Genomic DNA, 17,554 nt, shown 5'->3' with positions numbered 1-17,554 from the left:
CGACACTGACCGACGGATGTTGGCCGTGCCAACGTCCACGCGTCGGCCGGACGGTGACGGCGTCACGGTTAGAGACATTAGCCGATTCTGTTTCTAACCTGAACGCATGGAATGGCGCGGAAGGAAGAGCGCCTCGGCACGTCGCCCTCAACCCCGGCGATCGCCGAAGTGATTCATGACCGTTGCTGGGCCCGGGAGTTGCGCAGTGCGGCCCTCTGCGCGGTGCTGCTCCTCGGGGTTTTGGTGTTGCTCGACCTGGGTCTGGTTCGGCTTACCGTGGAGCGCGCGACGTGGTGGGGCGTGACGGGTGTGCTGTTGCTCTTCGTTCTGACCCCTCCTCGAGTCAGCGCGGAGGGCCGAGTCCTGGAGGCCCGGGGGCTCTTCACCTACCACCGCGTACGCATGGATCTCCTGGTTGGTGTACAGGTGCCCGAGGGAATGTCACAGCGCCTTGTTCTCCTCGACGCACGCGGCGACCGGCTGGTGTTGGACCCGAAAGTCCTGGTCAGCAATCCGTTGATATGGCACGAGCTCGAAGGGGGGCCCGTCACGCCATCGAGAGCGGGACGCTGGAGAGCGGCTCGCAGGTGCTGGATCGTCTGGGACGGCGCATCGACCGCACCGTGTGCCGCGAGATTCTTGCGGCGTCCGGCCTGGAATAGCCGTCGCTGATCCGGTACGAAAGGCCTCTGCGTGGGGTCCGGTTGGACGTGCATCGGCTGCGGCAGACGTCAGCGCATCTGCAGGTGGGAGACGCCGGTGAAGACGATCAGCGCGGCGAACAACCCCGCTCCGACGGCCAGAGCGTCCGCAGCCAGCAACGCCACGTGCGGTCGCAGATTGTCCGCAAGGACGAATACGCTGACAGCACCCACAACCATGGCGACGGCGCCCGCGACCCAACAACGGTGCCGAATCCAGTACCAGCGAGCCAGGAACATCACCGCAGGTGCGGCGAGGGGGATCTCCGGCTCGCCGAGCAACGTGAGAACCGCACACGCCAGGCCACAGATGGCCCAGCACCCACCAGCACCAGTGCCGGCTTCGCGCCACGTCACCGGCCCTGCTCCGCTCATGGTGTACACCTTGCATCTGACCTGCGGCTCATTGAGTCACGCAGGTACCCCCCCCGGGTATGTCGCCCATCGGCATAGTTCGGTCGGTCCGGGTTGCCGGACCACGGCAAGGTCAGTTGGCAAGCGTCAGCCTCATTGGGCACGCCGGTCCACGATGCAGGCGCCGAGCGACGGCGGTTGGCGACAAAGGCCCGCTGTCGACGTGCGCTTCCCGGATGCCGGATCGCCGCCAGTGCGGTCCTGATGGCCACTGTGGCGACGAGCAGGCCTGACGCCGTCATGGAGGGGTCCATGCCGTCCTCGGTTCGGTCTCGACACCACCCCGGTCAGGCCAGCGCGAAGTAGCGCAGCCACACGTAGCCGAGGGAGATGGCCACGGTGGCGGCGGTGACGATGAGGCCGTACTTGGTGAACTGCCAGAAGGAGATGGGCTGTCGGTTGCGTTCGGCGATGCCGAGTGCGACGTTCTGGGATGGGACCGCTCCGGCTACTACACCTGGCACGGAAACAAGGACGCACGGCAGGAGAAGGCCGACGTGGAAGAGGACCTGGCCCGCCGGATCCGGGACATCCACACCGGTTCCCGGGGTGCCTACGGCGCCCGCAGGATCACGCAGAAACTGCACCACCATCGGCTACATCACGCCGCACCAGGCGAGGACCCGCGGCCACCAACGGCTGGACCTCGCGGCATAAAACGGAAGTGTCGGGACCTGCGGGGTCACTTCAGGTGCGGCATTACCCAAGTCGCCATCGTGGCCACGGCCACCGTCGCCGCCGGGTTGTGCACCGCGGCCACGGCGGTGTGTGCGCGGGAGCCGGCGGAATCATCCTCTCCGCGGGAATCGGATTCGCCGCCGATGTCGGCAGCTACGAAGTCGGCGGCGGACAGCACACCGTGAAGGGCGCTCTCCAGCAAGGAGCTATAGGGGCGGCATCCTATGGTGGAGCGGCGGCCATCGGAAAGGGCGGCATGCTGATGTCGAGGACGAGCAAGTACTTGACGTTCAGCGACACCATCTATAACGCCTTCACCAACGGCGGGCGATTCTGGAAACAAGGCGAAAACGTCCAAGAAGTTCTCAATCGCTGCGGATTCGGCACAAAGTTGCCGTAATGCCGCCTAGGTATGCTCAGGCACTGTGAGTCGAGGGGCCCGTCACCGTGCGCGCCCCCCTCGACCCAGGTCAAACCATGTCCGATGGGATCTACGAAGTGACTGCATGGCAGATCGTCAAACGCCTGCTCCAAAACAGCCGCGGCCTGCTAGTGACGCTGATCGTCTTCGACGTGCTCGTGGCGTGGGCGGCCGTAGCTCTGCTGCCGCCCAGCTATCTGATGATCGCTGGGGCACCCGCGGTTGTGGTGAACGCGCACCTGATCAGCCGCTGGAACGGGTCTCAGTAGCGGAGACCGAACGAGGCACTCGATGAACCTGGGGAGATCCCGTGCCGCTGTACGCTGCGCTGCCACCATCCCACAGCTCGCCGCTGTGGGGTTTCTGCAGAGTCGAAACCGGAGCCTTCGAGCCCGGCAAGGCGAAATTTCCCGAAGGGCCAGTGCGCCGCTCTGGGGTACGCATCGCCCGTACAAAGTCGCGTTGACAGAACCCCGAATTCGTTACTTGCGGTCGCCGTCCGTGATGATTGGATTCATGTCGACCTCAGAAAAGAAACGTCGCCGTTGTCCACAGCAGATAGAAGGCGGCCAGTGCCGGATCCAGTGGGATCCCGCGGTCGCGGGGACGGCTGGTCTCGCTGGGCCGCAGTTCTGGATGCGCGTGCATGGCTGTCATCTCGTCAGCGGCACGTAGTAGGTGCGCAGGACGTACGCCCGGAGAAAGGCTCGGCCGTCGACGCGACGGCCCATGTTCGCTCGTCGCCATTGCACACCCCCAGCGCCAGCGATCTCCACGGCTCCGTCCTCGGTGTGGGCAACCCGCATCACGGTGTGCAGACAGTCCGCTGGGACAGCGCCGGCTCCGGCGGCGGTGCACGGGCGGGCCGAGACAAATGCCTGCTCCTCCGCCACGGCGAGGTGGCGGGCCGTCCTCGGCTGGAACCGGCCGTATACGGCAACGCCGGGGTTCGACGGATCCCGGCGGGAGGCGAGGATGCGCGCTCTTCGTCTCCTTCGGCGCCGACGACACCGAGGACGGCGCGGCACAGGCGGCAGACGCGGTCGCCGCTGCCCCGAGCCGCCCATCGCCGTGGGCGGCGCGCCCTGGTGCGCCGCACCGCACTGTCCTGCCGGCTGGGTGCAGCAGGGTGGCGAAGCTGGTCACGGTCAGGTCGCGCGAGGACCTGGGAGAGCATTGGGCCGGAGGCGTGGGGGTGGGCGGTGGGCCAGTCGTGCGCGGCTGCGGCCGTGGTGAAGAAGTTGATGGCCGCGCAGCCCCGGAGGGCGGCGGGGCCGCGGCCGCGGGGCACACCGAGCAGGACGACCGCGGAGCCGGGCTGTCAGACGGCATCGCATCCGGTGACATCGATGCTCGGGACCCGGCCGGTGCCGGTTCGTGCGAGGTGATGGTCACCGGTTGGTCGTGGGGCATCGCGGAGATGCCGAGGGCGTCGATCGCCCACATCGCGTACGGGCTGCCGCCCCCGGCGATGGTGACGCGATGGGCGATGGGCGATGGGCGGTGGGGAAGCGGGAGTAGGGATGGGCGGCGTGGAGGCTGCCGTCCACAGCCGGCTGGACCAGGTCGTGCTCGGACAACTCGGCGAACACGGCCCGAGGGTAGGCGCCGTGACGGCCGGCGAGAGCCGCAAGGTCGTGTGGTGCGCGGTCGGTGGCGGCGAACGCGAACAGGATCTCGCGGTGCACCGCACGGGCGGCACGAGTGAGGCGGCGGACGCGGGCGGCGGGTGTGTTGCGGGTCCAGGCCGTTGGGAGGGGGCTGGCGTCCTCGTTCATGGGCGCTGCGTTTCTGAACGGGGGGTGGGTGGACGGGGGCGGTGTGGGCTGCCGGGAATCCGGGCGCGCCCGGATTCCCGGCCTCCGCGGTCCTGGGGTCAGTAGCGGCCGAGGGTGCCGCGGCGTTTGGCCATGCGCTCGCCGAGGGTGAAGGCGAGGATGCCGGTGGCCAGGTAGCCGAGGGAGGTGGCCAGCAGGGGTACGAGGCCGCCCATGCCCCAGGCCGCGGTGACCGGCTCGTCGGTGAACAGCGCCTTGTACAGTCCGCCGACGCCGTCCGTGAGGGGGAGGAAGTGGCCGGTGTCGGCCCACCAGCCGGGGACGTCGATCAGCGGCAGGGCGCTGGCGCTGAACAGCATGATCACGAGCATGGCGGTGTCGTTGACCAGCTGGATCCGCTTCCACACCAGGGTGGCTCCGGCGATGATCAGCGACACGCCGATCGACGCGAGCATGGTCATCGCCAGCGGCAGCAGCGCGGCGGCACTCCAGTCGAGGCGGATGGTGACGAACGCGGAGACGATGCCGTAGGTGCCGGCGGCCACCAGCACGGTCTCGGCGAAGGCGGCGACCGCCCGGCCGGCGGCGGCGACCAGCCAGGTGGGCAGCGGGGAGAGGTAGACCTGCTCGATGGTGCCGGCCTGGATCTCGCCCAGCAGTCGCCAGAACATCTTCACGACCTGCATGTAGAAGAAGGTGAAGGGGACGAACCAGACGACCATGACGGACGTCGTCCGGCTGTCCAGTGTCCAGGTCACCTCGCCCTGCACCACTTGGTCGCCCTGGCCCAGCAGCGGGCCGAGCAGGATGACGAACGCGGCGAACATGGGCAGCTCGATGAGGATCTGCAGCCGCTCGGACCAGGCGAAGCGCAGGCCCTTCTTGACCTCGTTGCCCAGGGCGGTGAGATAGCTGGTGGCGTTCATCGCGGGCTCAGACCTCCCTCCCGCCGTGCGCGGCGGATGTTCCTGACGTAGATCGCCAGTCCGGCGGTGAGCGAGGCGGCGGTGTGGATGAGCAGCCAGGGCAGGGTGCCGTCCGACCAGGGGGTGGCAAGCGACCCGTCCGCGAGCGTGGCGTTGAGTGCCTGGACGCCGAGGGCGGTGGGCACGAAGTGGCTGAAGGTCTCGATGCCGGCGGGGAAGACCGTGACCGGCACCAGCATGCCCCCGAAGATCATGATGACCATGTTGAACACGTGGGTGATCGCGCCGATGCCGGCCACCCGGACCGTGAGCGCGATGATCAGCAGGCCGTAGCCGAGCGCGTCCAGCAGCGTCAGCACGGCCGGTACCAGCGCCGCCGCGTGCCAGGTGAAGTCCAGGCCGAAGCCGGCGGCGAAGACGACGGCCAGGAGCGCGGCGGCGGCCACGCCCTCGACGGCCAGCGCCGCGATGCGGCCGAGGACCTGCAGCTGCGGCGGGGCCGGGCCGAGCTGGGTCTGCTCCAGGGTGCCGCCGTTGACTTCCTCGGCGATGCCGCCGCTGCCCTGGATGCTCGCGGTCTGGGCCACAACGACGGCCAGCAGGCCGGGCAGGGTGAGGACCATCATCTCCTTGACCAGGTGGCCGCCGCCGATGAAGAGGCTGATGCCGAGGTAGTTCAGCGCGCCCAGCAGCATCCCGACGACCACCATGCCCCTGCGCCGCCAGGCCAGCCGCAGCCCTTTGGTCACCTCGTTGCCGAACAGGCCGGCCTGCAGGGTGAGCGCGGTGGGGGGCGCCACGGAGGTGGGGAGGGTGACCGCGGTCATGACACCGCCTCCTTCTCCGCGGGCGCGGAGGCGGCCGCGGCACCCTGGTGGATCAGGTGCAGGAAGACCTCCTCCAGGCTGGGCTGCGCCTTGTGAACCGCCAGCAGCGGCGCCTGCGCCGCCTGCAGCCGATCGAGGAAGCCGTACAGGGCGGCGGTGTCGGCATCCGGCAGCCGGATGCGGGTCTGCGCGTCGTCCGCCTCCGCGCAGGCCCCCGCGGGCAGGTGGTCCGCCAGGCCGTCCAGCCTCCCGGCGATACGGACCTCGAAGCGGTCCTCGGCGTGGCGGGCCAGCAGCTCGGCGGTGGGCAGGTCGGCGATGATCTCGCCTTCCCTGATGACCGCGATCCGGTCGGACAGCTCCTGGGCCACCTCGAGTTGGTGGGTGGTCAGCACGATGGTCTTGCCCTCGTTCTCGGCGAGGTGGGCGATCCAGTCCTTGAAGGTGCGGGCCGCTTCCACGTCCAGGCCGAGGGTGGGCTCGTCCAGCAGGATGATCGGCGGGTCGGTGATCAGGGCGGCCGAGACGGCGACCTTCTGCTGCATACCGCGTGAGTACGAGCCGACGCTCTCGTGCCGCCGCTCCCACAGGCCCAGTTCGGTGAGCAGCCGCTCGGCCCGCGGCTTGATCTCGGCGCCGCGAAGGCCCTTGAGCCGGCCGAAGTACAGCAGGTTCTCCCAGGCCGACAGCGGCCAGTACACGTTGCGGGAGCCCTCCAGGACCGCGCCGATCTGGCGGACCGCGTGGCTCCGGTCGCGCGCCACGTCGTGGCCGCCAAGGCGGATCGTCCCCGAGGTCGGGGTGATCAGGCCGCTGATCATCTTGATGATGGTGGTCTTACCCGCGCCGTTCGGGCCGAGCAGGCCGATCACCTGCCCCCACGGCACCGACAGCGTCGTCGGACAGACCGCGGTCAGTGCCTTCTCGCCGCGGCCGTAGACCTTCCCGAGGGTGTCCAGCTCGATCGCCGTGCCCTCACGCACGGCTGTCCTGACGGCACTCATGGCTCCGTCACTCCTTCGTCGATCGGGTCGGCGGGTGCACGGGGTCCAGCTCAAAACCCGGGGTGGCAACCGGAGCGGGCCGGCCGGTCGGGCCGGGCGACTCCCTGTCCGTCGGGCCGCCGCCCCGCACTGCGCCGTCGGGCGGCGGGGCGCTGGGCGGTTCGGTGGTCCTGGCGGCGGCCTCCTGCGGTGCGGATGAGGGTCCGGACATCACGACCTCCATGCTTACGCCATAAGTTCAGCGTGGACACCGTAAGACTTATGCCGTAAGTTCGCAAGCATGACGACGCGCACTGCAGCCGGCACCACGCGCGAGCCGCTGACCCGGCGCCGCGTCCTCGACGCGGCCCTGGCCTACATCGACCAGCACGGCCTGGCCGCGCTGAGCATGCACAAGCTCGGCGCCGAACTCGGCGTGAAGGGCATGTCGCTGTACAACCACGTGGCCAACAAGGACGACGTCCTCGACGGCGTCGTCGAGACCCTGTGGGACGAAGTGGAACGAGCCGCCCCGGCCCAGGCCGACTGGCGCACCGGTGCACGCACCCTCGCGCGCGCGATCCGCGACGTCATGCACCACCACCCCCAGGCCGCGTCGCTGATCACCGTCCGGCAACTCATGCCCGTAGCCGCGCTGCGCACGGTCCAAACGCACCTCGCCACCATGACTGGCAGCGGCATCCCCGAAGACCGCGCCTACGCCCTGCTGCGCACCATCTGGACGTACGCGCTCGGCACCGCCCAGGCCGAGATCTGCTGGGACACCTGCCGCGACAGCACCCGCCGGCCCGCGGTCGGCGACCTCCTGCGCCCGCAGACCCCCGCCGAACTCGCCGCCGTCGCCGAGATCTTCTGCGGCCGGCACGACCCCGACGCGCAGTTCGAGCTCGGCCTGGACCTCATGCTCCGCGGCATCGGCCGCGCCCCTGCGGAATGACCCGCCAGGGCGGGCCGGTGGACCGGCGCGTCGTGCCGCAGCCGGTCGACGAGGTGGCGCGGTCCGCGGTGTTCACGCTGATGGCGCCGGGCTGGATCCCGCCGGAGCACCGGGTGACACAGGCGTACGGCTTCTGCTTCACGGCCGCGGGCGAGGTGGTGCTGGTCGCGACCGCCGCCGGGTTCTGGAACCTGCCCGGCGGGCAGGTCGAGCCCGGCGAGCGGCCACCCGAGACCCTGGTCCGGGAGGTGGCCGAGGAAGCATGCGCCCAGGTGATCAGTAGCCGTTTTCTCGCGTGCCAGCACGTCTGGGATCCCCAGGCCCCCGCCGGGCCGCGCAGTCATTACCAGACCCGCTGGTGGGCCCGCGTCGAGCTACAGCCGTGGCGGCCGGCGCACGAGACGGTCGAGCGGCGGCTGGTGCTGCCCGAGCGCGTGGTCGGCGCCCTCTCCTGGCGGCGCAAGGAGATCGCGGCCGTGCTGCTGGAGCAGGCACTCGCCGCCGAGCACGCATACCAGCCGTAAACTCGCGCCACGTCTACCGCCCGCGAACGCGGGAGTCCCCGTACGAACCGGTGCAACGGCCGGGCCCAGCCGCGCACCGAACCGCAATCAAGACAGCGGTGCTTCTTGTCTCACCGTGAATACTGCTCCGAACTGCCGTCGCGCTGGGAGAAAACATGGCCGTCACCAAGCTCTTGAGACCCGCCCTCGCCGCCGCGGTCCTGGCCTCGCTCACCGCCTGTGGCGCGTCGTCCGTGCCGGGCGTCTCGGCGAGCACCACGACAGGCTCGGGGGCCGCCCAGACGCGTCGCTCGGCAAACCCCGAGCCGGTCACCGCCACCATGCCCGATGTCATCGGCGGCAACGCCGGGCGTGCGTACGAGCAGATGGGCTCCGAACTCGACATGACCTTCAAGGACGCAAGCGGGCGGGGCCGTCTGGTGGACGACCCGGCGGCGTGGAAGATCTGCAACTCCGAGCCGGGACCGAACCAGCAGATCACCGATTACCCGGTGGTCTTCGGCGTGGTGAGAGTTTCGGAGAGCTGCAAGGATGCGGTGCCGGAGTGACATGTCCGAGGACTCCGGCCCCCCGCCATGGTCTGCGTTTGATCCAAGTTGGTGACGCGATGGCGCCACCGGACGAACACCCTGGCTGATCTCCAACCGAACTCTCCTGGGAGTTGTCCTCCGATGTCACGCCCGCATCAGCAGGGATGCGAGGGTGACGGGGGCTGTGTAGGACTCGCGGTCTTGTCGTAGCGGGTCGCTATGCCGCGCCATTGCTTCAGGCGTGGCCGCCGCCAGAGCTGACGGCAACGGCACTCGCAGGGGGGAGTGGCGCATGGATCGGTTCGAGCTTTCCAGTCCGACTCGCGTCAGCCGTATGCACTTCGTGCTGGCCTGGGCGCTGTGTGTGCTTGCACTGCTGCTCACGACGGCAACCTGGCTACCCGGTCCGAACCAGGTCCCCTTCGCTGCCGTGGGCGTCGTGGGCGTCGTGGGCGTCGTGGGCGTCGTGTTCGTCGCGATCTTCCCGGTCTTCGGCGCCGCGTTGGTGCGAGCCTTGTTTTCCGAGGGCGGCAAGACCCTGCTCGGCAGGGTGAACAGCATCCGGATGCTCCAGTTCGTACGGAACCTGCCGACCGGCCTGAAGTGCGCCTACGTGGTGGTGCTCGCCGCGTTGCTGCTGACCATGGCGACAGGGGGTGCGGCGCAGGACGCCAAGACCGAGCTGTCCGCCTTCCCGTCGTTGCACGACATCGTGACGACGATCCGCAAGAACGCCAAGCCCACCGGCGGCAGCACCGGCACGGGTGTGGCCGTGGTGGACGACGCCGGCGCGGGAGTCAAAACGCTGAAGGTCTTCTCCAAGGGGCAGGCCCCGAAGATCAAGACGACCATCGACGCCTCCCTCCAGACGGTCGCCGAGAACGCGGTGAAGGACTCCCACCTCCAGGACAAACCCGCCGGGACCGTGGCGCTCGACTGGCGAACCGGCCACATCCTCGCGCTCGCGCACACGGGTGCGGACGGCGACATCGCCATCAACGGCATCAAGTCGCCGGGCTCAACCATGAAGATCATCACCTCGGCGGCCCTGTTCCACCGGGCGGGCCTCACCCCGAGCAGCCCGGCCCCGTGCACGGACTCGCTGATGGCCAACAGCTAGCTCTTCCACAACGACCCCGGGGTAAGGGCCAATCCCGGCTCCTCCATCGCCCAGGGCTTCACCGTGTCGTGCAACACCTCCTTCATCAAGGACGGCTTCCGCTACCTCGTGAACAACGGGGACGCCTCCGCCCTGCATGACGAGGCCGTGAACAGCTTCGGCATGGGCAGCTGGTCCATCGGCGGCGGGGTCGCCACCACCGATCCAAGCATCCCGCCGGACGTGCAGGGCGGCGACCAGGCGGCCCAGTTCATCGGCCAGGGCCAGGTCACGGCCACGCCGCTGTTCATGGCATCGGTGGCGGCGACCGTGCGAGGCGCAGGCTTCCAGCAGCCGATCATCCTGCCGGGGCAGCACCAGGACACCGCGCCGCAGCAGATCTCCGCCCGCACGGCCGGATACCTGCAGTCGATGATGCGCAGCGTGGCCACCGGCGGCACCGCCGCCCCGCGACTGGGCGGACTCGCGGGCGTCGGCGCCAAGACAGGCACCGCGGAGGAAGGCGATCACACCAACGGCTGGCTGACCGCGTACAACTCGCGCATCGCGGTCGCGGCCCTGGTCGAAGGCGGCAGCTCCGGCGTGGACTCTGCCGGATACGTCGTCCGGCACCTGCTGACCGAGAGCTGACCTGCCGTCAGTAGCGACCGCCGTGGGTGAGGCAGTTCCTTCGCGCTGCGAGATGATCACGCCTCATCTCTGTTCAGGCGGACGGGACCGCCTGACGGTGATCGTGCGACACGAGCCGGAGCTGTGGCGCGAACTTCCCAGCACACTCGCGCCGTTGGCCGACGCTGCCCAGCCCCGGTGGCCCGCCCGCTCTGGCTGCCGCGTTCCTCCGCGTCATCAGGCCGGCATGCGACAGGGGCAACCCCTGTTCGCCTCCGCATCCGCGCATGCGGTGCTGCTACGCCACCGGTGTCTGTGCTGGGTGGTGGTCTGCGTCGAAGGCTCATCGGGAACAGGCGGCAGCGCGCGGGCTGCCGCTTACTGATGAACCCCTCCGGGTTGATCCTTGGCCCACCACAGGAACGCCGCGGAGTGCTGCTGGTTGGCAAAGCCTTCGCCGACCAGAGCATGCAGGAGGTCGTTGCTCCACAGGAGGAGCCGCCCGAGGGTCCAGTTCACCGACTCGGGTGCCGGCAGCTCCAGTCCGAAGACCATCCGTGCGATCTCGCGCTTGCCGCCCGCCTGCGTCGTGTATTTGAGGATCGACAGGAACCGTTCGGGCTGCACGACGCAGAGCACCCTCGTCAGGAGCGCTTCCTTGAAACCGGTCATGGCGAACGGCTTGGCACCTGCCAGCAGTTCCTGCAGCCGGTCCTCAAGTAGCACGTCGGCAGGTCCGTACAGGAGGTACTCGATCGTCCGGCGGGTCGTCTCGCCGGCCGAGACGTCGCCCATGGTGTTCCACGCCGAGTTGAAGGTGGCCTGGTTGCCGGGGTGGGCTCCGACATCGGAGTTGGCGAAGTCCTTGAGGAGCCTCGGGTCGCACGCCCGCAATCCGTCGGGCGAGAAGATCCGCTGGTACTTCTCCCAGTAGGCCGCTACGTCGGGGTCGAATCCTGGCCTGGTGGCGAGGTACTGCGCCTTGAGGCGGGCCGCGCGTTCCAGCCACTTGGGCTCGACATCCTCGGTTTTCGGGAAGCGGGCCTTGAGGTCGTTGAAGGAGTTGGACGGCTTCTTCGGGGCGGGCGGCTCGCCGTGCTCCCACGCGTAGCCGCATCGGTGCTTCACGACCCGGCGCCCGTCATCGAGCATGCGGACCAACTCGATGTCCTCGTCATCGCTGCACAGCGGGCACATGGCCAACACCATGGCTCCCCCCCAATTTCACTGGGTGCTCGCGCCCCACCCCGTCAGCCGATGCACCATCGCTCAAGGGTCACATTCTCACATTCGGCCAAGGTGACTGCGTTCCGGGCTTACTCGTCCAGGAGGACGGGCGCCACTCCTGGCACCGCTCGGCCGGCTCACCTCACCGCCTGGTGCGCTCTCGTGCGTCGTGTGTGCCGCACCATGTTCCGGCCGGACTGATGGTGAATGCCGCGAAGCGTGGACGATCACCTTGCCCAGTTGCTCGTCGACTGCCGTGTCCAGCAAGGAGCGGTGGCCGTCCCAGAGCACGACAGTGTTGGACCTGGTCGGCGTCCCGCCAGTGCCCCGCGAGCAACCGGCCACTGGCACACACATGGCAGCCCGGAACGACACAAGCTCCTTGACGGCCTCCATCACCGCACGGCGAGGTGCGGCAGGCGAGTCATCCGCCGTGTCATGCTGTGGCGGTTTCTCAAGGGAGGGATGTCCATGGCTGACACGCCGCTGACCCATCAGCAGGCGCTCGCCAAGGTGGTACAGGCTCTTGGCGGTACATGGGATACGCAGCGCGCCGTGCTGGCCCTGCGGGTGGCGGGATACGAGCCTGCGGACCGGCAGGCTGCGGAGAAGGAGGCGCGGCGGAACCTACGCCTGCTGGCCGAGAGTGGACTGATCGTGAAGACCGACCCGGACACGGCTGTGTACGAGTTCGTGTGACTACGGCACTGGGCTGTCGGCTCCCCTGCGGCTGCGGTACCTCAGCGCGGGTCACCTTTTTCCACAGGGTTTTCCACAGGGGTGCGCGGTTATGGGCGGAATCAACGGAACAGTTCTCCAGAGCCTGCACGAGAAGCTGCGAGGACCCGTCGTCGCGCCGCAGGATACGGGCTACGACGAGGGCCGCAGCATCCACAACGCCATGATCGACCGGCGTCCCGCCGCCTTCGCGTAGTGCGCCGACGTGGCGGACGTCACGGCAATGATCTCGTTCACACAGGACACCGGAGTGGAGCTTGCGGTGCGCGGCGGCGGCCACAGCGGTCCGGGCCTGTGCCTGGTCGACGACGGGCTCGTGCTTGATCTGTCGCCCATGCGCTGGGTGCGAGTGGATCCGGAGACTGGCACGGCGCAATTGGGCGGCGGCAGCCTGCTGGCCGACGTCGACCACGCGACCCACACGTTCGGTCTCGGCGTGCCAGCCGGGATCATGTCCACCACGGGGGTGGGTGGTCTCACCCTGGGCGGCGGTCACGGCCACCTCACCCGCAAGTACGGGCTCACGATCGACAGCCTGCTCTCTGCCGACGTCGTGCTCGCCGGCGGCACCTTCGTCACCGCCTCGAAGCAGGATCACCCGGACCTGTTCTGGGCACTGCGAGGCGGTGGCGGAAACCTTGGTGTAGCCACCTCGTTCACCTTCCGGCTGCACCCGGTGGACACGGTCGGGGTTGCAGTGACGGCGTGGCCGGTCGACCGCATGCCAGAGGTGCTTCGCTGGTACAGGGAGTTCCTGCCCGCCGCGTCGGAGGACCTGAGCGGCTTCTTCCTCGTCCTGCCCAGTCCGCCGTTCCCGGAGCCGAACCACGGGCAGAAGATGTGCGGGGTGGTGTGGTGCTACACCGGCGACCTGAAGGCGAACCGCCTGGAAGAGACACTGTGCTGTGAACGAACCGGCGCCGCCCGCCTTCCATTTCACCACTCCCATGCACTACCCCGCCCTACAGCGCATGTTCGACGCGCCAATCTCCAAGGGGCTGCAGTGGTACTGGCGCGGCGACTTCTTCGACGCGATCTCCGATGCCGCGATCGAAGTGCACCACAAGTACGGCGAGAACATCCCCACCGACCTGTCGACGATCCACCTGTACCCGGTGGACGGAGCGGCCCACCGCCCGGGCACCGACGACACTGCCTGGTCCTACCGGGACGCCGTTTGGTCCGGCGTCATCGGCGTCATCGACCCGGACCCCGCCAACGCCGACCTGGTCCGGCAGTGGTGCGTCGACTACTGGACCGACCTGCACCCCACTCCATGGGCGGCTCCTACGTCAACTCCCTGGGCACCCACGAGAGCGCGGAGCGCGTCCTTGCCACGTACCGGGGCCACTACGACCAGGCTGGCCTCGGTCAAGCGCACGTACGACCCGGACAACTTCTTCCACGCCAACCAGAACATCCCACCGTCGGCCGGATGACCGAACCTGAAGCGCGCCGGGTTGCGGTGGCGCCCTGTGGTCGCGGCCGCAACCGATCAGTGGCAGTGGCTTGCTCAGCATGGTGGGACGGGCCTCGGTGGCGTAGCACTTCTCGTGCCTCGCCCGAGCGCCACCTCGAGTGCGAGCCAGCCCCGGACGGCGCCACCCATGCGTGTCCCGTCCTGCAAGCACCGCTGGCCAGAGCAGCCACCCACGCGGCGAGCACGATCCAGGCATCCACGACGTCGCTGCGGTGCCATGGGGGTCCCCGGCTTGAGCGAAGCCGAGGGTGGGGCCGGGTTCCGGCGCCAATGCCACGTCCAGCCCCTGCCGCAGTGTGTCGTGGTCATAGCCGACACTCCCTCGCGAGTACGGATAGCGTCACCCCCTTTCCCGGCGTCCTCCGGGAGACGTTGCGGAGCACCTGGCGCGTGCGGCGGATGCTCTCCAAATGGCGTTGTTATCGCACCTGTTACGCGAGTTTGGCCTCGCCTTTGCATAGTGCAAAATAGGATGGCGTCCGTCATGCGGCCGACCGTCCAGGCGGCCGTGGACGGCTGCTGCATACATTCCGGGGGGATGTGGGAATGAGCGACCTTGGCGTGCGCCGTCGTACCCGGCGTTTCGTGGTCGGCACCGTGGTGGTACTCGCGCTGGCCGGCATGAACGGGCCATGGCTGTACCGCTTCGGGAGCGAGAAGTACCACCACTACGCGATCAACAGACCGGAGTACAAGGCCGAGAACGGCCACTGGGACCTTGTGGACGTCCCGAAGGAGTTCCGGCAGAACACGATCCACGGGGCCCTGCTGCAGACCGGCAAGGTGCTGCTGGTGGCTGGCTCCGGCAACAACCTCGACAACTTCGACGCGAAGAACTTCCGCTCCGTGGTGTGGGACCCGGTCAAGAACACCTTCCACGAGGTCAAGACGCCGGCAGACCTGTTCTGCACCGGGCACATCCATCTGGCCAACGGCAACCTGCTGTTCGCGGGCGGCACCAGGCGCTACGAGAAGCTCAAGGGCGACGTCACCAAGGCCGGCGGGCTGATGGTGGTCCACAACGAGGACCCGGACAAGCCGATCACCCTGCCCGCCGGGACCCGCTTCACCGGCAAGGAGAACCACAAGACGTTCGTCTCCAAGGACTCCGTCACCGTCAAACCGGCGAAGAAGATCTTCGACAAGAAGACCGGGAAGTTCCTGCGCACCGAGGCGAGCCTGGGACGAGTCTATGTCGAGGCGCAAAAGAGCGGCACCAAGTACGAGACGGGCGCCCAGGAGAACTACCGGGTCGAGGGACTGACCGGCTCCGACACCCACAACGTGTACGCCATCGCCAACAAACTCGGCCTGGACAAGAAGGACTTCCAGGGCATCCGCCAGGCGTACGAGTTCAACCCGTACACCGAGAAGTTCACGAAGGTCGCCCCGATGAACGAGGCGCGCTGGTACCCGACCCTGACCCGGCTCGCCGACGGCCGGGTGCTGGCCCTGTCCGGTCTGGACGACATCGGCCAGGTGGTGCCGGGCAAGAGCGAGATCTACGACCCGAAGACCAAGACCTGGCACTACAGCGGCAAGGTCCGCCAGTTCCCCACCTACCCGGCGGTCTTCCAACTGCCCGACGGCACCTTCTTCTACTCGGGCTCGAACGCCGGTTACGGGCCCAGCAACGTCGGCCGCACGCCGGGCATCTGGCAGTTCGCCACCAACAAGTTCACCAAGCTGCGTGGCCTGGACGACGCGAACCTGATGGAGACCTCCGGCACGGTCCTGCTGCCGCCCGCCCAGGACGAGAAGTTCATGGTGGTCGGCGGCGGAGGCATCGGGGAGTCGACCAAGTCGTCGAACAAGACCCGGGTCATCGACCTCAAGTCGGCGGCCCGGCACTTCACGAACGGTCCGGAGCTGGAGAAGGGCACCCGCTACCCGGAGCTGTCGGTCCTGCCCGACGATACCGTTCTGGTCACCGGCGGCTCGCAGGACTACCGGGGTCCGTCCTCCGAGAACATCCACCAGGCCCGCATCTACGACGCCAGGACCGGCAAGATGCGCCGGGTGGCCGATCCCGAGGTGGGCCGCAACTACCACTCCGGCTCCATTCTGCTGCCCGACGGTCGCGTGATCACCTTCGGCGGCGACTCGCTCTTCGCCGACAAGGCCAAGTCCAAGCCCGGCGTCTTCGAGCAGCGCCTGGAGATCTACACCCCGCCGTACCTGTACCGGGACTCGCGGCCCTCACTGACCGACGGCCCGAGCGCCGTCAGGCTCGGCCAGAGCGCGACCTTCACCACCAAGTATGCCTCGGTCATCAAGACAGCGCGGCTGATCCACCCCAGCTCCACCACCCACGTCACCGACGTCGAACAACGCTCCATCGCCCTGGACTTCAAGAAGACCAAGGACGGCAAGGGCATCCAGCTCACCGTCCCTAACAACCGCAACCTGGTCCCCGCCGGTTGGTACATGCTCTTCGTGACCGACGACCAGGGCACGCCGTCCAAGGCGCGCTGGGTCAACGTTCCCTGACGGGCTCGAGCACGGTTGCTAGTGAGGATGAAGACGTGACGCCGGGGCCGAACCCTCGGTCCCGACGAGCGGCAGCGGCGTGTGGGCCTTCTGGACGGTGGCCGGCGAATACCGAACCGTCTCCCGCCAGGGCTACGCGGACCGCGTCCGGCGCATCCCCCGGGCATCCTGATCCGGCGGCCGGGACCACAACCTCGGCCTGTCTGCCGCGGCCGACGCAATCGCCGCAAGCAGCACAGCACGGCGGTCACATCGGCGAACCCGCCCGCCGAGCCACTGCGGGGTGAAACCGGGGCACGGCCGTGCGGGGGACGCGACGGCACGAGCACCGAGCAGCTGGCCGCGGCGGACACCCCTCGCCCAGGCAGAGCCCGTCGCGCATGTGTCCGCCGTAGAAGATCACGACGGTGGCCGGGCCGCGCCGATCGAAGCGGAACTCGACCGGCCATTCCTCAGCCGGGCCACCTTGGTCGGATGTGCGTCCCCGTCGTGGCGGCGTCCGGCCGTCACAGCAGATCTTCGATCCGGTGAAGCTCCTTGCGAACGGTGTCCAGGTCCGCGCGACTGCGTTCGAGGACCAGGTATAAGAACAGGCCCTCGTGGGACCGGCGGGTGAGCAGCCGGATGAGGTGGTACTCGGTGTCGAGGGTGATCAGGATGTCCTCGATGCGCTCGGGTGCGTAGCCGATCAGGTGCAGGGCGGCCAGTTTGGCGCGTACGACGTCGGTATCGCCGTGCGCCGCCCGATCGAGGTCGATGCCGACCGGGTGACCAGCGGTGCCAAGTGGCATGCGGCTGAGGTAGTCGACGACTGCGGCGCCCAGTGCTCCCTCGAGTTGCATCGCTCGTTGCAAGGCGATCTGGATGCCGGTCACGGCCGGACTCCTTTCGGCGCAGGGCGATGCTCCGTGCCGACCAGACTTCCCGGCGCTCCAGCCCCGGACCGGTGCCTCCTGCCGGAGAACGTGGGCCGAGCCACGTTTGCATCGTGCCACGGTCCGTGAGGCTTGACCCCGGAAACGACCCCACCGGTCGCGACGGGAAGCGGGAGAGGACGCTGCGCCGCGCGGCCGTCCCGGGTTCCCGGTCGCATACTGACCCGGGTGCTCGTTGCCGTGCTCTGGCAGGCTTCGGTGCCGTTGGCGGAGGC

At 68.5% G+C, this 17,554-nt stretch carries 18 protein-coding genes and 2 pseudogenes; 9 read left to right on the top strand and 11 right to left on the bottom strand.

The genetic code is table 11. The features are described from left to right. Positions 1–731: 731 nt before the first annotated feature. The 3 genes from AB0D27_RS07455 to AB0D27_RS07445 all read right to left on the bottom strand — a co-directional run bounded on the left by AB0D27_RS07455 (position 732) and on the right by AB0D27_RS07445 (position 2,151). Positions 732–1,076 carry a hypothetical protein gene (locus tag AB0D27_RS07455; protein WP_362503366.1) on the bottom strand — a complete coding sequence of 115 codons (345 nt, stop codon included), beginning with the start codon at positions 1,074–1,076 and terminating at the stop codon, positions 732–734. Positions 1,077–1,402: 326 nt separating this feature from the next. After that, positions 1,403–1,708, bottom strand: a complete 306-nt coding sequence (locus AB0D27_RS07450) for a hypothetical protein (RefSeq protein ID WP_362503363.1) — start codon at positions 1,706–1,708, stop codon at positions 1,403–1,405. Between the two features lie 89 nt (positions 1,709–1,797). Continuing rightward, positions 1,798–2,151: a hypothetical protein gene (locus AB0D27_RS07445; RefSeq protein ID WP_362503360.1), complete on the bottom strand. Its 354-nt coding sequence runs from the start codon at positions 2,149–2,151 to the stop codon at positions 1,798–1,800. Between the two features lie 119 nt (positions 2,152–2,270). Between AB0D27_RS07445 and AB0D27_RS07440 the strand changes: the two genes are divergently transcribed. After that, the gene (locus AB0D27_RS07440; RefSeq protein ID WP_362503358.1) at positions 2,271–2,483 is read left to right on the top strand and encodes a hypothetical protein; all 213 of its coding nucleotides are present in this window, start codon (positions 2,271–2,273) and stop codon (positions 2,481–2,483) included. A 256-nt stretch (positions 2,484–2,739) separates the two neighbouring features. Here AB0D27_RS07440 and AB0D27_RS07435 read toward each other — a convergent pair whose 3' ends face one another. The 6 genes and pseudogenes from AB0D27_RS07435 to AB0D27_RS07410 form a co-directional block, all read right to left on the bottom strand. Beyond that, a complete protein-coding gene (locus AB0D27_RS07435; RefSeq protein ID WP_362503355.1) occupies positions 2,740–2,862 on the bottom strand; it encodes a hypothetical protein in 123 nt (40 codons plus the stop codon). A 732-nt stretch (positions 2,863–3,594) separates the two neighbouring features. Continuing rightward, positions 3,595–3,705, bottom strand: a pseudogene (merB, locus tag AB0D27_RS07430) (organomercurial lyase); the annotation flags it as partial. 385 nt (positions 3,706–4,090) lie between these two features. After that, positions 4,091–4,918: a hypothetical protein gene (locus tag AB0D27_RS07425; RefSeq protein WP_362503352.1), complete on the bottom strand. Its 828-nt coding sequence runs from the start codon at positions 4,916–4,918 to the stop codon at positions 4,091–4,093. Next, positions 4,915–5,745, bottom strand: coding sequence for an ABC transporter permease (locus tag AB0D27_RS07420; RefSeq protein WP_362503349.1), 831 nt, complete (start codon positions 5,743–5,745; stop codon positions 4,915–4,917). The genes AB0D27_RS07425 and AB0D27_RS07420 overlap by 4 nt, the downstream gene beginning before the upstream one ends. Further along, on the bottom strand, positions 5,742–6,749 hold the full coding sequence (locus AB0D27_RS07415; RefSeq protein ID WP_362503346.1) for an ABC transporter ATP-binding protein: 1,008 nt from the start codon (positions 6,747–6,749) through the stop codon (positions 5,742–5,744). Before AB0D27_RS07415 ends, AB0D27_RS07420 begins: the two co-directional genes overlap by 4 nt. Before the next feature lie 7 nt (positions 6,750–6,756). Then, a complete protein-coding gene (locus AB0D27_RS07410) occupies positions 6,757–6,960 on the bottom strand; it encodes a hypothetical protein (RefSeq protein WP_362503343.1) in 204 nt (67 codons plus the stop codon). Positions 6,961–7,029: 69 nt separating this feature from the next. On the opposite strand from AB0D27_RS07410, the gene AB0D27_RS07405 reads away from it, so the two are divergent. The 5 genes from AB0D27_RS07405 to AB0D27_RS07385 all read left to right on the top strand — a co-directional run bounded on the left by AB0D27_RS07405 (position 7,030) and on the right by AB0D27_RS07385 (position 10,490). Further along, complete coding sequence (locus tag AB0D27_RS07405; RefSeq protein WP_362503340.1) at positions 7,030–7,686, top strand: TetR/AcrR family transcriptional regulator C-terminal domain-containing protein; 657 nt, start codon at positions 7,030–7,032, stop codon at positions 7,684–7,686. Then, positions 7,683–8,210: an NUDIX hydrolase gene (locus AB0D27_RS07400; RefSeq protein WP_362503337.1), complete on the top strand. Its 528-nt coding sequence runs from the start codon at positions 7,683–7,685 to the stop codon at positions 8,208–8,210. Before AB0D27_RS07405 ends, AB0D27_RS07400 begins: the two co-directional genes overlap by 4 nt. A gap of 155 nt (positions 8,211–8,365) precedes the next feature. Beyond that, entirely contained in the window at positions 8,366–8,758 is a 393-nt protein-coding gene (locus AB0D27_RS07395; RefSeq protein ID WP_362503206.1) for a hypothetical protein, read from the top strand. A gap of 274 nt (positions 8,759–9,032) precedes the next feature. Beyond that, on the top strand, positions 9,033–9,860 hold the full coding sequence (locus AB0D27_RS07390) for a hypothetical protein (RefSeq protein WP_362503334.1): 828 nt from the start codon (positions 9,033–9,035) through the stop codon (positions 9,858–9,860). Positions 9,861–9,905: 45 nt separating this feature from the next. Continuing rightward, the gene (locus AB0D27_RS07385) at positions 9,906–10,490 is read left to right on the top strand and encodes a penicillin-binding transpeptidase domain-containing protein (RefSeq protein ID WP_362503443.1); all 585 of its coding nucleotides are present in this window, start codon (positions 9,906–9,908) and stop codon (positions 10,488–10,490) included. A 357-nt stretch (positions 10,491–10,847) separates the two neighbouring features. On the opposite strand, the gene AB0D27_RS07380 is transcribed toward AB0D27_RS07385, so the two are convergent. Further along, a complete protein-coding gene (locus AB0D27_RS07380; RefSeq protein ID WP_362503331.1) occupies positions 10,848–11,678 on the bottom strand; it encodes a hypothetical protein in 831 nt (276 codons plus the stop codon). A 489-nt stretch (positions 11,679–12,167) separates the two neighbouring features. On the opposite strand from AB0D27_RS07380, the gene AB0D27_RS07375 reads away from it, so the two are divergent. From AB0D27_RS07375 to AB0D27_RS07365, 3 genes and pseudogenes are all read left to right on the top strand, one after another. Beyond that, positions 12,168–12,395 (top strand): hypothetical protein, encoded by a 228-nt coding sequence (locus AB0D27_RS07375; protein ID WP_362503329.1) that lies wholly within the window; start codon positions 12,168–12,170, stop codon positions 12,393–12,395. Between the two features lie 91 nt (positions 12,396–12,486). After that, positions 12,487–13,873, top strand: a pseudogene (locus AB0D27_RS07370) (FAD-binding oxidoreductase). 587 nt (positions 13,874–14,460) lie between these two features. Beyond that, on the top strand, positions 14,461–16,404 hold the full coding sequence (locus tag AB0D27_RS07365) for a galactose oxidase early set domain-containing protein (protein ID WP_362503326.1): 1,944 nt from the start codon (positions 14,461–14,463) through the stop codon (positions 16,402–16,404). Positions 16,405–16,910: 506 nt separating this feature from the next. Here the strand turns inward: AB0D27_RS07365 and AB0D27_RS07360 are convergent. Further along, positions 16,911–17,279, bottom strand: a complete 369-nt coding sequence (locus AB0D27_RS07360) for a hypothetical protein (protein WP_362503323.1) — start codon at positions 17,277–17,279, stop codon at positions 16,911–16,913. Between the last annotated feature and the right edge of the window lie 275 nt (positions 17,280–17,554).

Source organism: Streptomyces sp. NPDC048415 (assembly GCF_040651675.1).
GTDB lineage: Bacteria > Actinomycetota > Actinomycetes > Streptomycetales > Streptomycetaceae > Streptomyces.
The sequence above is the reverse complement of the archived record's forward strand: the minus strand, read 5'-3'. Positions and strand labels throughout refer to the sequence as shown.